The sequence below is a fragment of the Luteibacter sp. P1_D3 genome, from assembly GCF_056406135.1.
This window is the reverse complement of record NZ_JBFUAT010000003.1, coordinates 15563-29246: the sequence shown is the minus strand read 5'-3', so window position 1 is coordinate 29246 and position 13684 is coordinate 15563. Positions and strand designations below refer to the sequence as shown.

Below are 13684 nucleotides of genomic sequence, written 5' to 3'. Positions count from 1 at the left end.
GCCGCACTTTCGCGCGTTTCGTCGCCCCTGCCAAGTCGGCTACTTGGTCTCGTCCGGCCGATGGGTCAGGTGTTCGAGGTTGGGCTTGTAGGCTTCGACAAAGGCGTTGTGCAGGATGCCGATGATGGCGTCGCCCGTGGACATGTTCTTCTCACCAATGGTGCCGGATATGGGCACGCGTGTCGCGAACTGGTCTTTCGACTGATTCTTAAAGACCTTGGCGACACCTTCGGCCAGCGCCTCGTACGCCAGCTTGACCGGTCCCTTGTGATCCTCCTCCACATCCTGCTTCCAGCTGAAGACCTGCAGGTCGTGGAAGAGCGGCTTCGCGTAGCCGTTGAGCTTGCGGTCTTTCGCCTGGAGCTCCATGACGAAATCGCCCTCGCCACCAGCGAAGTCCAGCCCCGAATACGCCCGGACGAGATCGTTCGCCTTCACCAGCTTGATGTTGCGAATGCGTAACTCGTAGTGGAAGTCGCCGAGGCGCTCCAGCGGATCGAATTCCGCCGTGGTCTCCAGGGGTGCGTCACCAAGCACCTTCGCCGTCGCATGCATGTGGGCGACGCGGGAGCCGCCTTCGCGCTGCACGTTCGTCAGGTTGGTGGCCGTTCCGTTGACGTCGGTCATCTTGAGGTCGACTTTCGGGCTCGACACGAAGTTGTGGAACGTCATGGTGCCGTTGGTGACGTTGACCTCTTCGAGGCGCGTCGGCACGAGTGCCTTCAGCGGTGTGCGCCAGGCGACGCCCTTACCTGTCTGCGTATCGCCCTCGCCTTTGCCGTCGACGAAGTTCACCACCGGATCGAAGAAGTCGATCTTGCCGCGCACGTAACCTTTGACCATCGCGGTGTAGCTCAGGGAGATCTCGGCACGCGCCGTCTCGAACAGCGGCACCGGAAGCTTGCCGTCGGTCTTGGTGATGGTCATGTGGTCGATCGAATACGCACCACGCCACAGATGAATGTCGATGTCGTCGATGTGGCCCGCGTAGTTGCCCATTTTCGCGAGGCGGCCGTTGAGGTAGTTGAGCACCACGTACGGCAGGGCAATCCGCGCGATGACCAGCACGACGACGATGGCGCCGATGATCCACAGGCTGCGGCGGTAGCGGGTGTGCATGGGAGCGGGTACCGGGAAGGACCGCGCCAGTGTGGCGCGTTTTCGGTCACGGGGGCATGAAGGGCGGACAAAAAAAAACCGGCGCTGTCGGGCGCCGGCTTTTCGTTGGAGAGCATCGCCGCTGAAGCGGCTCCCACAAGGGGAAGCTGTCCCTTCGGGCTGCTCTTAGTGCTTCAGGGTCTTGCGCATGCGCTCGAGGGCCTGGAGCTGGGCCAGGGCCTCGGCCAGCTTGGCCTGGGCTTCGGCGACGTCCAGCGTCTCGCCACGATTGGCCAGGGCGGCTTCGGCCTCACCCTTCGCTTTCAGGGCGGCGGCCTCGTCGAGGTCGGCCGCGCGGGCGGCCGTATCGGCGAGGATCGTCACGACCTGCGGCTGCACCTCGAGGATGCCGCCGGAGACGTAGAACTGCTGGCGCTCGCCGTTGGCGCCGACCACGTCCACGTGGCCGGGCTTGAGACGGGTGATCAGCGGCGCGTGACGCGGCGCGATACCCAGCTCGCCGAGCTCACCGGTGGCGACCACGAGCGTGGCTTCGCCGGAGTAGATCTCGGCTTCGGCGCTGACGATGTCGACGCGAATGGTGTGGGTCATGGGCTTGTCTTCCTAGGTAAGGAGTGGGGAAAGAAGGCGCTTACGCGGCCTTCTTCGCACCCATGTCCTCGCCCTTCTTGATGGCTTCGTCGATGCCGCCGACCATGTAGAAGGCCTGCTCCGGCAGATAGTCGAGCTCGCCGTCGAGGATCATCTTGAAGCCGCGGATCGTGTCCTTCAGTGCGACGTACTTGCCCGGCGAGCCGGTGAAGACTTCGGCCACGTGGAACGGCTGCGAGAAGAAGCGCTCGATCTTGCGGGCGCGCGACACCGAGGCCTTGTCTTCCGGCGACAGCTCGTCCATGCCGAGAATCGCGATGATGTCCTTCAGTTCCTTGTAGCGCTGCAGGGTGCCCTGCACGCGACGGGCGATGTCGTAGTGCTCCTGGCCGATCACCGCGGCATCGAGCTGACGGCTGCTGGAAGCCAGCGGATCGACGGCCGGGTAGATACCCAGCGAGGCGATATCGCGGCTCAGGGTGACCGTGGCATCGAGATGCGCGAAGGTCGTCGCCGGCGACGGATCGGTAAGGTCATCCGCGGGAACGTAGACGGCCTGGATCGAGGTGATCGAGCCGGTCTTGGTCGAGGTGATGCGCTCCTGCAGGACGCCCATTTCCTCGGCCAGCGTCGGCTGGTAGCCCACGGCCGACGGCATACGGCCGAGCAGCGCGGACACTTCGGTACCGGCCAGCGTGTAGCGGTAGATGTTGTCGACGAAGAGCAGGACGTCCTTGCCCTTGCCGGTCTCGTCCTTCTCGTCACGGAAGTACTCGGCCATGGTCAGGCCGGTCAGCGCGACGCGCAGACGGTTGCCCGGCGGCTCGTTCATCTGGCCGTAAACCATCGCGACCTTGTCGAGGACGTTGGAGTCCTTCATCTCGTGATAGAAGTCGTTACCTTCACGCGTACGCTCACCCACGCCGGCGAACACGGACAGACCCGAGTGCGCCTTGGCGATGTTGTTGATGAGCTCCATCATGTTGACCGTCTTGCCGACGCCGGCGCCGCCGAACAGGCCGACCTTGCCGCCCTTGGCGAACGGGCACATCAGGTCGATGACCTTGATGCCGGTTTCCAGCAGTTCGTTACCGGCAGCCTGCTCGTCGTAGGCCGGGGCTTCGCGGTGGATGACCCACTGCTCGTTCTCGCCGATCGGGCCGGCTTCGTCGATCGGCCGACCGAGCACGTCCATGATGCGACCGAGGGTGGCCTTGCCGACCGGCACCTTGATGCCTTCGCCGGTGTTGCGGGCGATCAGGTTGCGGCGCAGGCCGTCGGTCGAACCGAGCGCGATGCAGCGCACGATGCCGTCACCGAGCTGCTGCTGCACTTCGAGGGTGATCTCGGTGCCGTCGACCTTCAGTGCGTCGTAAATCTCCGGCACCTGGTCGCGCGCGAATTCGACGTCGACGACCGCGCCGATGATCTGAACAACTTTGCCCTGGCTCATGGAATGCTCCGGATGAATCTTCGTAAGGTTCTGTTTCGGCGCCGCATGATGCGTCGCCATCGCTTTGGGGTTTCGGTCAGACCGCGGCGGCGCCGCCGACGATTTCCGAGATTTCCTGGGTAATCGCCGCCTGACGTGCCTTGTTGTAGACCAGCGTCAGCTCGCCGATGACCTTGTTCGCGTTGTCCGATGCGGCCTTCATGGCGACCATGCGCGCAGCGTGTTCGCTGGCCAGGTTCTCCAGCGCGGCCTGGTACACCACGGACTCGATGTAGCGCGTCATCAGATGCTCGAGCACCGTGCGCGCGTCGGGTTCGTAGATGTAATCCCAGTCGTGGGTCTGCTCGACCTTCACGCCCTCGGAGGCCTTGCCTTCGGCGTTCTCGAGTTCCTGCGCAACCAGCGACACCGGCAGCAGCGCCTCGATGGTCGGCTTCTGCACGATGGTGTTCACGAAGTCGTTGTAGACCAGGAACACGCGGTCGAGCTTGTTATCGGAGTACGCGTCGAGGACGACCTTGATCACGCCGATGAGGTCTTCGAGCTTCGGCTTCTCACCCAGGTGCGTCGCCGTGCCGATCAGGTTCACGCCCTTGATGCGACGGAAGAAGCTGACGGCCTTCTGGCCGACGGCAACCACATCGATCTCGGCGCCCTTGCCCTGCCACTCGCGAATGGACGTGAGTGTGCGACGGAACAGGTTGGAGTTGAGGCCACCGGCAAGGCCGCGATCCGTCGACACCACGATGAAGCCGACGCGCGCGACGTTCTCGCGCTCGGTGAGGAACGGGTGCACGAAGTCCGTGCTGGCCTGGGCAACGTGAGCGATCACCTTGCGCATGAGGCGCGCATAGGGACGCGACGCCTTCATCAGGTCCTGCGCCTTGCGGATCTTCGATGCCGAGACCATTTCGAGCGCACGCGTCACCTTGCGCATGTTCTGCGTGCTCTTGATCTTGGTTTTGATTTCGCGGCCGCTTGCCATGGCTTACTCGTCTGTAAAGGGTGACGCCAGGTGTTCCACGAGGCGGGCTATGTCGCCCGCCCCGCGTGTCTCGCTCTTACCAGCTACCGGTCTTCTTGAACTCGTCGGTGGCCGACTTGAAGGTCGCCTCGATGTCCTTGTCCCAGTCACCCGTGGCGTCGATCTTGGTCATCAGATCGGCGTGGTTCTGGCGGAAGAAGGCATGCAGGCCCTTCTCGAACGGCAGCACCTTGTTGATCGGCAGGTCGTCGAGGTAGCCCTTTTCAGCGGCGAACACCGACACGCCCAACTCGGCGATCGACAGCGGCGAGTACTGCGGCTGCTTCATCAGTTCCGTCACGCGCTGACCGCGGTCCAGCTGCGCGCGCGTGGCGGCATCCAGGTCCGAAGCGAACTGCGCGAACGCAGCCAGCTCACGGTACTGCGCGAGGGCCAGCTTCACGCCGCCGGAGAGCTTCTTGATGATCTTGGTCTGGGCGGCACCACCGACACGCGAGACCGAGATACCGGCGTTGACGGGCGGACGGATACCGGCGTTGAACAGATCGGTCTCGAGGAAGATCTGGCCGTCGGTGATCGAAATCACGTTGGTCGGAACGAACGCGGAAACGTCGCCGGCCTGGGTCTCGATGATCGGCAGGGCGGTGAGCGAACCCGTCTTGCCGGTCACCTTGCCGTCGGTCATCTTCTCGACGTATTCGGCGCTGACGCGCGAGGCGCGCTCGAGCAGACGCGAGTGAAGATAGAAAACGTCGCCCGGATAGGCTTCGCGGCCCGGCGGACGCTTGAGCAGCAGCGAGATCTGGCGGTAGGCGACGGCCTGCTTGGAGAGATCGTCGTACACGATGAGCGCGTCTTCGCCGATGTCACGGRAGTACTCGCCCATGGCACAGCCGGAATACGGCGCGACATACTGCAGGGCGGCGGCTTCGGAGGCCGAAGCGACGACGACGATGGTGTTGGCCAGCGCGCCGTTCTCTTCGAGCTTGCGCACGACATTGGCGATCGAGCTGCGCTTCTGACCGATGGCGACGTAGATGCACTTAATGCCCGAGTGCTTCTGGTTGATGATCGCGTCGATCGCGACGGCGGTCTTGCCCGTCTGGCGGTCGCCGATGATCAGCTCGCGCTGGCCGCGGCCGATCGGGATCATCGAATCGATGGACTTGTAGCCCGTCTGCATCGGCTGGTCGACCGACTGGCGCCAGATGACGCCCGGCGCGACCTTCTCAACCGGGCTGGTGCCCACGGCGTCGATCGGGCCCTTGCCGTCGATCGGGTTACCCAGCGCGTCGACGACGCGACCGAGCAGGCCCGGGCCGACCGGCACTTCGAGAATGCGGCCGGTGGTCTTGGCGGCATCGCCTTCGCGCAGGTGCTGGTATTCACCGAGAACCACGGCGCCGACCGAGTCGCGCTCGAGGTTCAGCGCGAGGGCGAACGTGTTGTTCGGCAGTTCGATCATTTCGCCCTGCATCACATCGGCCAGGCCGTGGATGCGCACGATGCCGTCGGACACGCTGATGATCGTGCCTTCGTTGCGTGCCTCGGCGCCGAGCTTGAACTGCTCGATGCGGGTCTTGATCAGCTCGCTGATCTCGGACGGATTCAGTGTGGTGCTGGACATGGTCTGTTCCTTATCTCGTATCAGTGCGTCAGCGCGCTGGCGAGCCGCTGGAGGCGGCCGCGCGCGGAACCGTCGATGACCTGTTCGCCGGTGTCGATAACGACACCACCAAGCAAGGACGCATCGACATGCGTATCCAGTTCGATCTCGCGCTTGAAGCGGCGCTTCAGCGAGGCGCGCAGCAGGTCCGCCTGTGCCGTATCGAGATCCAGTGCGCTCGTGACCTTGACCTTGAGCGTCTGCTCCGACTCACGCTTGTAGTCGTCGTAGAGCGCCGCGATTTCCGGCAGGAGAACCAGGCGACCGTTGTCGGCCAGCTCCGCGAGGAAGCTCGCGAACGGCGTGTCGGTTGCCATGCCCTGCGGCAGATGCAGCGCGACCAGCTGGGCCGGCAACACACGCGGATCGTTGGTCAGGCCGGCAACACGCGAATCCGCCGCGACCACGGCCGCGAAGTTCAGCGCACGGGACCAGTCGGCGAGCGAACCCGACGCATGCGCCACTTCGAAAGCAGCGCGTGCGTAGGGACGAGCGAGGGTGAGCGCCTGGGCCATGATCAGATCTCGGCGGCGAGTTGGTCGAGCAGCGCCTTATGGGCCGCCGGATCGATTTCACGCTGCACGATCTTCTCCGCGCCACGCACGGCGAGGGCGCCGACCTGTTCGCGAAGCTGTTCACGGGCACGCTGGGCCATCGAGGCAATCTCGTCCTGGGCCTGGGCCTTCAGACGGTTGATCTCACCGGTGGCTTCGGCGCGGGCTTTCTCAAGAAGCTGGTTGGCCTGCTGCTGGGCCTTGTCGATGATCTCGGTCGCCTGGAGGCGAGCCTGCTTGATCTCGACAGCGACCTTGGCGTCGGCATCCTTCAGCTCGGCACGAGCACGCTCGGCCGCGGCGAGCCCTTCGGCCACCTTCTTCTGGCGTTCTTCGATGGCACCGTTGAGCTGGGGCCAGATGAACTTGGTGGTGAACCAGACCAGGATCGCAAAAGAGATCATCTGGCCCAGGAAGGTCATGTTAATTTCCATGATCTCTCCAAAGACTCCGAACGCTGGGGTACTGACGGTCGCCGTGGCGGGTTACGCCACGGCGACAAGACGAACACTCGCTTAGCCGCCGGCGGCGGTGCGCAGAACGCCGATCAGCGGGTTCGAGAAAGCGAGCAGCAGGGCGATCGCCAGGCCGATGATGAACGCCGCGTCGATCAGGCCGGCGAGCAGGAACATACGACCCTGGAGCAGCGGAACCAGTTCCGGCTGACGGGCGGCCGACTCGAGGAACTTCGAGCCCATGATGGCGATACCGAGACACGCACCGAGCGCGCCGAGGCCGATGATGACGCCGATGGCGATGGCGGTCATGCCCTGCACGTGTGCGAAGAGTGCGGTGAGTTCCATGGTGTTCTCCTGGGATTTCTTTGAAGTCGAAAGGGTGGTGTGAAACGAAACAGAATGGACTGGGTTTAACGTCGGTGCGGTGAGTTAGTGGTGTTCACGCGCCGTGGCGATATAGACGATCGTCAGCATCATGAAGATGAACGCCTGGAGGGCGATGATCAGGATGTGGAAGATCGCCCAGGCCGTGTTGAACACGACGCCAGGCACGAAGCCGATCCAGCTCACCATCAGGCCGGCGATCAGCATGAACACCAATTCGCCACCGTACATGTTGCCGAACAGTCGCATCGCGAGCGACACGGGTTTCGACAGTGTTTCGACGACGTTGAGAAGCAGGTTGGGAATCAGCAGGATGATCTTGGCCGGCATGCTTTCGGCATGGAATGGCGCCGTCAGCATTTCCTTGCCGTAACCGAAGCCACCCTTCGCCTTGATACCGTGGCCGATCACGATGAGGATCACCGCCAGCGACAGACCGATCGTGGTGTTGATGTCGGCGGTCGGCACCATGCGGAAGTACGTGTGGTGCGCAGTCTCCGCACCGGCGAACGTGTGCACCAGCCAGCCGGCGAGATCCACCGGGAGCAGGTCCATCGCGTTCATGAAGAACACCCACATGAAGATGGACAACGCCAGCGGCGTGACCGTGCGACGGTCGCCGTGGAAGGTGTCCTTCACCTGGGTGTCGACGAATTCGATCGCCAGTTCGACCAGTGCCTGACCCTTGGACGGAACGCCCGAAGTCGCCTTGCGGGCGAACAGCCAGAACCACAGGCAGAACACAGCACCCAGCACGAACGACACCGCAAGGGAGTCGACGCGCAGGTTCCAGAACGTCCCATGATCGGTGCTGAAATTCACCGTCATGTGGTTCAGGTGGTGCTGGATGTATTCGGTCAGACCGCCTTGCGGTTCGCTCGCCATGCCTTAACCCTTGAATCTGAATGCAAATACATTGACCGCGAAGGCTGCTACCAGGCCCGCCAGTGCGGGCAAGGGTGGCAGCTTCCACTGAACCAGAATGAGAGCCAGTCCGCCGATGAGGACGATCCAGCGAAGGATCATGCCCACGAGAAAGCGAACGAACGTTGCCCCCGCACCTCCCAGCGCACTGAACGCCCGCGCAGCGAGCAGCGCGGTGGCGATAGCGACGATCAGGGCACCCGCGAAGGCAGCCAGACCGGCCGGACGCCCCTGCAGGAGAAATGCCAGTCCGGCGAAAACGGCCACCACCAGCTGCGCGATAACGACGCGCATGGCGAGATGACGACCGGCTGCAAGACTGTTGAGCAACGCGAGGCTCCCGTGGTTTCGCTCGAAGGCGGCACCAGATGGTTCAACGGGCCACGGTTTAATCTGGAAAAGTATACCAGTGCCGTAAACAACGGGACAAGCGAAGAAAGGCCATAACCACCCGCCGGCGCGACATCCGTCGCGTCGTTGGCGAGGGAGCCGCGGTAGGTCAGGCCCGGGCGGGCTGACCTGCCAGTGCGCCGAGGGACGTTGCCGTCTCTACGGCCACGTCGAACATGTCGCCGGCGGCGGAGGCTGCGCGTTGCACGCCTTCACGTTGCAGATCCCCGCCACGCGCCATCAGCACGCGCACCGAAGCCTCATCCGTGGCCGACATGGCGTCCGCCATCAGGCCGCTCGCGGCGCGCGCGTGGCCCTCGAGCGCCTGGAGGTGCAGGTCGGCGAAACGCTCCATGCCACGCCAGGCCAGCGCCTGCGCGGCGGCAGCCTGTTCGACGAAACGGGCGAAATCGGCATAACCGCTTGCGTGTGACATCGATACGACCGTTGGGGAACGGGGAGGTGCCGGAGTGTAGACCCGTCTGCTGCAACGCGGCAACCGCGAATTCCTGCGTAGGCAGCTTTAGACCATGTCCGCTGAGAACTCGGCACCCGACGTACAGGTTTCATGGACGACGACACGGGCCAGACCGGGAACGTCGACGCGAAGACGCTCGAAGATCCAGCGCGCCAGGTTTTCGCTGGTGGGATTGTCCAGGCCGTCGATATCGTTGAGGTAATGATGGTCGAGACGATCGTAGAGCGGCTGGAAGCGCGCCTTGAGATCGCCGAAGTCCATGACCCATCCAAAGACGGGGTCGGTGGGGCCTTCGACATGCAATTCCACGCGGAACGAGTGCCCGTGCAACCGCGAACATTTATGCCCCTCGGGCACATTCGGCAGGCGATGGGCTGCCTCGATATTGAAGGTCTTGAAGATGCGCATCGGTTCGGGTCGCAAGTAGTGACCGTCTATTCTAACGTACAGCCATGCAAACGATTTCGGCCGGACCGCCTTCACGACCGGGTTCGCATTTTTACGGATGACACGGATGGTCCGGACCGATTTCATGGGATAACCGTTGCGTTCCAGACGACTTGCGCGGAGCCGGGGGGCTCCGCAGGCCACATTAACCGGGAGGCTTCATGGGCCTTGGACGTGGTTTGCCGGACAGTGCGCCCCTGTGCGGACTGGCCGAAGAAGTGCTCGCTGCCCTGCCCTGGCCCTGCGCGGTGTGGCAGCGTGACAACGGGCGCGTGGTCATGATCAACGGCGCCTTCCTGAGCGAGTTCGGCATTGGCCGAGGGCGCGCGGGGCCGACCTGGATCGACAACCATCTGGAGCCGCTCGGTGACACCGGCGATGTCATTTTCCGCGACAGGCAGGCCCCGGCGCGGCGCTTCCGGATGACCCGACAGGCCATCGACGCTAAGTCCGGTGCGTTCGAAGCCGTCTTCCTGATGCCCCTGCCTGACGACGATTTATCGGCCGATGAGCCGGCGGCGAGTCCACTGGCTTCGTTGCGGCCGGATGTCGGGCTGACCCGGCGCGAGTCCCAGGTGCTCGATGGGATCATGAACGGCAAGCTCAACAAGGTCATCGCCGGCGAGCTCAACATCAGCCCGAAGACTGTCGAACTGCACCGGGCCAACCTGATGACCAAGCTGCGGGTGCACAACGTGATCGAGCTGGCGCGGGCGGTGCTCGATAACCCGCCACGGGTCGAGGACATGACCGAGCCCGAGTCCTTGCGGGCGATCTGACACCCGCAAACGGGCAAGAAAAAAGCCGCGCCCATAGGGCGCGGCCTTCTTTTTTCTGGTGGCTAGAGGCGGGCTCGAACCGCCGACCTCAGCATTATGAGTGCCGCGCTCTGACCAGCTGAGCTACCTAGCCGTGGAACCTGGTCGTTCGTGAGACGGGCTCACGAAGGCCGGGCAGTTTAATCGGGGCGCGCCTTCCGTTCAAGTAGCGCCTTGTACACGCTTCTCGCGGTGTGGTTGAATCGGGCGTATCGCGGCACGTTCGCGGAGGGCGGATGATCGACGCTGATGGCTATCGACCGAATGTGGGGATTGTTCTCCTCAATGGGGACGGCCGCCTTTTCTGGGCGCGTCGGGTGAACCGTGACGGCTGGCAGTTTCCGCAGGGAGGCATGCGTAGCGACGAAACTCCCCTGGAGGCGATGTACCGCGAGCTGGAGGAAGAAACCGGCCTGCACGCCCACCACGTCGAAGTGCTGGCCGAGACCCGCGGCTGGCTGCGCTACCGCTTGCCCAGCCGCTTCGTCCGCCACCACCAGCGGCCCACCTGCATCGGCCAGAAGCAGGTCTGGTTCCTGCTCCGGCTGACCGGCAGCGAGGACGCCCTGAAGCTCGATGCCTGCGAAAAACCCGAGTTCGACTCCTGGCGCTGGGTGGATTTCTGGTACCCGGCCAACCACGTCGTGAACTTCAAGCGCCAGGTCTACGAGCGGGCCCTGCGCCAGTTCGCCCCGACGGTCGAGGTCACCTGCTCGGTCACCGTGGGCACCTGCCCCCAGCAGGCCGAGGCCTTGCGCCTGGCCCAGGGCGGCGAGTAGCCAACCCCGTCCTGGGCCGGCTTCACATTTGTGTAGTTGACAATCGTTCGCATTCGTATTCGAATGCGCACCCATGTACATCTGCATGTGCAACGCCGTCACCGACCACGCCATCCGCCGCGCCGCAGCCGAGGGTGTGGAGTCGTTCGCCCAGCTCCAGGCCCGCACGGGTTGCTCGGATTGCTGCGGCGCCTGTGAACCGGAAGCCCGCCAGTGCCTGCGTGACGCCGTCGAGCAGACCCGGTCGGTCCTGACCTTCCTGCCGACACCCGCCTGAGCGCATTCGTAGCGTTTTCGCGGACGCGAACCGTCTTCATTCTCGTTTCGTCATGCCCTTTCGCGGCGACGTATAGTCGTGCCCTGAACAGTCAGGGAGACCCCTCATGAAGGGCGACGCAAAGGTCATCGAATTCCTCAACAAGGTGCTCTACAACGAGCTCGCCGCGATCAACCAGTACTTCCTGCATTACAGGATGTTCAAGGACTGGGGCTACAACGAACTCGCCAAGCACGAGTACGAAGAGTCGATCGAGGAAATGAAGCACGCGGACAAGCTCATCGAGCGCATTCTCTTCCTCGACGGTCTGCCGAACCTTCAGCACCTGGGCAAGCTGCGCATCGGTGAGAACGTGGTCGAAGCCCTGCAGGGCGACCTCGACCTCGAGATGATCGCGACCAAGGACCTGCGCGAGGCCATCGCCTACAGCGAAGGCATCCACGATTTCGTCAGCCGTGACCTGTTCAAGTTCATCCTTGGCCAGGAAGAAGAGCACATCGACTGGCTCGAAACGCAGTTCAGCCTTATCTCGGACATCGGTCCGGAGCGGTACATGCTGAGCAAGGTGGGGAAGCTGTCGGATTGAGGTTCGCCTTTATCGCCTGAAGAAACAAGCCGCCGCGAGGCGGCTTTTTTTTGAGGTGGTCGCGAGATTCTTTCGCCGATGAATCGGCTCCCACATAGTGCGGCTGGTCCCAGTTTGGGGGGCTGTCGGTTGACCCTGGAGGGAGGGGCGGGCTATACCATCCGGCCTTCACGCCTCCTCCACGGAATCGCTCATGGCTTCCCGGCACCCGCCACGATTCGTCGTGCGCACCCTCGCCGACACGGCTCGCGAGGGCCGCAAGCGGGCGCTGTTGCTCGGCCTGTGGGCGGCCAGCCTGGTTGTTGTCGGGCTTTTTGTCTGGATGCTGGTCGGTCATGGGCCGGTCGCTGTCACGTCGCGGACGAGTGCTCGCGCGCTCGACGAGGAAAACGAGGACTTGCGCCAGCAGGTGGCTAACCTCCAGCGCGCCGATCAGGTCGCTGGCATCGCCGCAAAAGAACTCAAGCGAAACCTGGCTGAGCGCGACGAGGAAATCAGCGGCCTGCGCACCGACCTTGCGTTCTACTCGCGCCTTGTCGGCGGCAGTGGCCAGCGCGATGGCTTGAAAGTCCAGGGCGCCCGCACCGAGCCGGTCAAGGGATCGCCTAACGCCTGGAACGTCGTGATTACGCTCACCCAGAACGCGCGGCGCGGCGAGGTGCTGAAGGGCAACCTCACCCTGGCCGTCGAGGGTATCCAGGGCAGCAAGGTGACGACGCTCGAGGGGCCGGCGCTTGGCCAGCCTGCCGCCACCCAGGGGCCCGCCTTCGCGTTCAAATATTTCCAGCAGATCCAGGGAAGCTTCACTCTCCCCGCCGGGTTCAAACCGACGCGCCTGCGCGTCGCCGCCAACCCTGATGGCGATGAGCCCGTCACCCGTACGATTCCCTGGGAAGACGCCACCCGAAACGACGAGGTCAACGATGTTCAGCAGTAACCGGAAGAACCAGGCCCCCTCCGTCGGCGCCGCCGCCACCAGCCTGATCGCCCGCGGCGTCACCATCCGCGGTGACGTGCAGTTCAGCGGCACCCTGCATCTGGACGGCATCGTCGAGGGATCGGTACAGGCCGATCCGGGAAGCGATGGCGTACTCACGATCAGTGAGACCGGCCGGGTCATTGGTCGCATTGACGTGCCGCACGCGGTGATCAACGGTGGCGTCACCGGCGATATCGAGGTGTCGGAGCGGCTGGAACTGGCTCCACTGGCCCGCATCGAGGGTGATGTCCAGTATCAGGTGCTGGAAATGACGGCCGGCGCCCAGGTCAACGGCAAGATGATCCACCGCGCCCCGGCTACCGTCCGCCAGCTCGCCCAGGCCGCCATCGAGGCTGCCCCGGTGCCGGCCGAGGCTTGACCTGTCGCCGAACGGCGCCATTATGGGTGGCATGAACAACCCCTTTCCCATGGCGCCGTCCCCGGACTACCGTTCCGCTGGTGCGCCGCTGATCTTCACCGAAGCTGCTGCCCGCAAGGTGCACCAGCTGATCGAGGAAGAAGGCAACCCCGGCCTGAAGCTGCGCGTCTACATCAGCGGCGGCGGTTGCTCGGGCTTCCAGTACGGCTTCACGTTCGACGAGGACCAGGCCGAGGACGACCTCGCGGTCTCGCGCGAAGGTGTGACGCTGGTCGTCGATCCGCTCTCGTTGCAGTACCTCACCGGTGCCGAGATCGACTACGCGGAGTCCTTCAGTGGCTCCCAGTTCGTCATCCGCAATCCGAACGCGAAGACGACCTGCGGCTGCGGTTCGTCGTTCAGCGCATGAGCGGTCGC

At 63.8% G+C, this 13684-nt stretch carries 19 protein-coding genes and 1 tRNA gene; 7 read left to right on the top strand and 13 right to left on the bottom strand.

Annotated elements, in window-relative coordinates; genetic code table 11:
• Window positions 1-39 precede the first annotated feature (39 nt).
• From AC1DYM_RS03590 to queD, 12 genes are all read right to left on the bottom strand, one after another.
• Window positions 40-1119, bottom strand: a complete 1080-nt coding sequence (locus tag AC1DYM_RS03590; RefSeq protein WP_477336018.1) for an AsmA family protein — start codon at window positions 1117-1119, stop codon at window positions 40-42.
• Between the two features lie 165 nt (window positions 1120-1284).
• Window positions 1285-1710 (bottom strand): F0F1 ATP synthase subunit epsilon, encoded by a 426-nt coding sequence (locus AC1DYM_RS03585; protein ID WP_046966956.1) that lies wholly within the window; start codon window positions 1708-1710, stop codon window positions 1285-1287.
• A gap of 40 nt (window positions 1711-1750) precedes the next feature.
• Window positions 1751-3163, bottom strand: a complete 1413-nt coding sequence (gene atpD, locus AC1DYM_RS03580; RefSeq protein WP_046966976.1) for a F0F1 ATP synthase subunit beta — start codon at window positions 3161-3163, stop codon at window positions 1751-1753.
• A gap of 76 nt (window positions 3164-3239) precedes the next feature.
• The gene (gene atpG / locus AC1DYM_RS03575) at window positions 3240-4148 is read right to left on the bottom strand and encodes a F0F1 ATP synthase subunit gamma (RefSeq protein ID WP_046966955.1); all 909 of its coding nucleotides are present in this window, start codon (window positions 4146-4148) and stop codon (window positions 3240-3242) included.
• Window positions 4149-4224: 76 nt separating this feature from the next.
• Window positions 4225-5775 carry a F0F1 ATP synthase subunit alpha gene (gene atpA, locus AC1DYM_RS03570; protein ID WP_477336015.1) on the bottom strand — a complete coding sequence of 517 codons (1551 nt, stop codon included), beginning with the start codon at window positions 5773-5775 and terminating at the stop codon, window positions 4225-4227.
• Window positions 5776-5795: 20 nt separating this feature from the next.
• Window positions 5796-6329, bottom strand: coding sequence for a F0F1 ATP synthase subunit delta (locus tag AC1DYM_RS03565; RefSeq protein WP_046966953.1), 534 nt, complete (start codon window positions 6327-6329; stop codon window positions 5796-5798).
• 2 nt (window positions 6330-6331) lie between these two features.
• Complete coding sequence (locus tag AC1DYM_RS03560; protein ID WP_046966952.1) at window positions 6332-6802, bottom strand: F0F1 ATP synthase subunit B; 471 nt, start codon at window positions 6800-6802, stop codon at window positions 6332-6334.
• 81 nt (window positions 6803-6883) lie between these two features.
• Window positions 6884-7171, bottom strand: a complete 288-nt coding sequence (gene atpE / locus AC1DYM_RS03555) for a F0F1 ATP synthase subunit C (RefSeq protein ID WP_036109522.1) — start codon at window positions 7169-7171, stop codon at window positions 6884-6886.
• An 84-nt stretch (window positions 7172-7255) separates the two neighbouring features.
• The gene (atpB, locus tag AC1DYM_RS03550) at window positions 7256-8095 is read right to left on the bottom strand and encodes a F0F1 ATP synthase subunit A (protein WP_477336012.1); all 840 of its coding nucleotides are present in this window, start codon (window positions 8093-8095) and stop codon (window positions 7256-7258) included.
• A 3-nt stretch (window positions 8096-8098) separates the two neighbouring features.
• A complete protein-coding gene (locus tag AC1DYM_RS03545) occupies window positions 8099-8464 on the bottom strand; it encodes an ATP synthase subunit I (RefSeq protein ID WP_046966950.1) in 366 nt (121 codons plus the stop codon).
• Window positions 8465-8633: 169 nt separating this feature from the next.
• The gene (locus tag AC1DYM_RS03540) at window positions 8634-8960 is read right to left on the bottom strand and encodes a phasin family protein (RefSeq protein ID WP_477336010.1); all 327 of its coding nucleotides are present in this window, start codon (window positions 8958-8960) and stop codon (window positions 8634-8636) included.
• 87 nt (window positions 8961-9047) lie between these two features.
• Window positions 9048-9410 (bottom strand): 6-carboxytetrahydropterin synthase QueD, encoded by a 363-nt coding sequence (gene queD / locus AC1DYM_RS03535; protein ID WP_477336008.1) that lies wholly within the window; start codon window positions 9408-9410, stop codon window positions 9048-9050.
• 200 nt (window positions 9411-9610) lie between these two features.
• On the opposite strand from queD, the gene AC1DYM_RS03530 reads away from it, so the two are divergent.
• Complete coding sequence (locus AC1DYM_RS03530) at window positions 9611-10228, top strand: response regulator transcription factor (RefSeq protein ID WP_477336006.1); 618 nt, start codon at window positions 9611-9613, stop codon at window positions 10226-10228.
• Between the two features lie 56 nt (window positions 10229-10284).
• Here the strand turns inward: AC1DYM_RS03530 and AC1DYM_RS03525 are convergent.
• Window positions 10285-10361: transfer RNA gene (locus AC1DYM_RS03525), tRNA-Met, on the bottom strand.
• A gap of 142 nt (window positions 10362-10503) precedes the next feature.
• Here AC1DYM_RS03525 and AC1DYM_RS03520 point away from each other — a divergent pair.
• From AC1DYM_RS03520 to erpA, 6 genes are all read left to right on the top strand, one after another.
• A complete protein-coding gene (locus AC1DYM_RS03520) occupies window positions 10504-11046 on the top strand; it encodes an RNA pyrophosphohydrolase (protein WP_046966947.1) in 543 nt (180 codons plus the stop codon).
• Window positions 11047-11119: 73 nt separating this feature from the next.
• Window positions 11120-11323, top strand: coding sequence for a (2Fe-2S)-binding protein (locus AC1DYM_RS03515; RefSeq protein WP_046966946.1), 204 nt, complete (start codon window positions 11120-11122; stop codon window positions 11321-11323).
• Window positions 11324-11429: 106 nt separating this feature from the next.
• Window positions 11430-11909 carry a bacterioferritin gene (bfr, locus tag AC1DYM_RS03510; protein ID WP_046966945.1) on the top strand — a complete coding sequence of 160 codons (480 nt, stop codon included), beginning with the start codon at window positions 11430-11432 and terminating at the stop codon, window positions 11907-11909.
• A gap of 223 nt (window positions 11910-12132) precedes the next feature.
• Complete coding sequence (locus AC1DYM_RS03505) at window positions 12133-12846, top strand: DUF6776 family protein (protein ID WP_477336003.1); 714 nt, start codon at window positions 12133-12135, stop codon at window positions 12844-12846.
• Window positions 12833-13267 carry a bactofilin family protein gene (locus tag AC1DYM_RS03500; RefSeq protein ID WP_477336001.1) on the top strand — a complete coding sequence of 145 codons (435 nt, stop codon included), beginning with the start codon at window positions 12833-12835 and terminating at the stop codon, window positions 13265-13267. The genes AC1DYM_RS03505 and AC1DYM_RS03500 overlap by 14 nt, the downstream gene beginning before the upstream one ends.
• A 22-nt stretch (window positions 13268-13289) precedes the next feature.
• Window positions 13290-13676 carry an iron-sulfur cluster insertion protein ErpA gene (gene erpA / locus AC1DYM_RS03495; protein WP_046966942.1) on the top strand — a complete coding sequence of 129 codons (387 nt, stop codon included), beginning with the start codon at window positions 13290-13292 and terminating at the stop codon, window positions 13674-13676.
• Window positions 13677-13684: the final 8 nt, after the last annotated feature.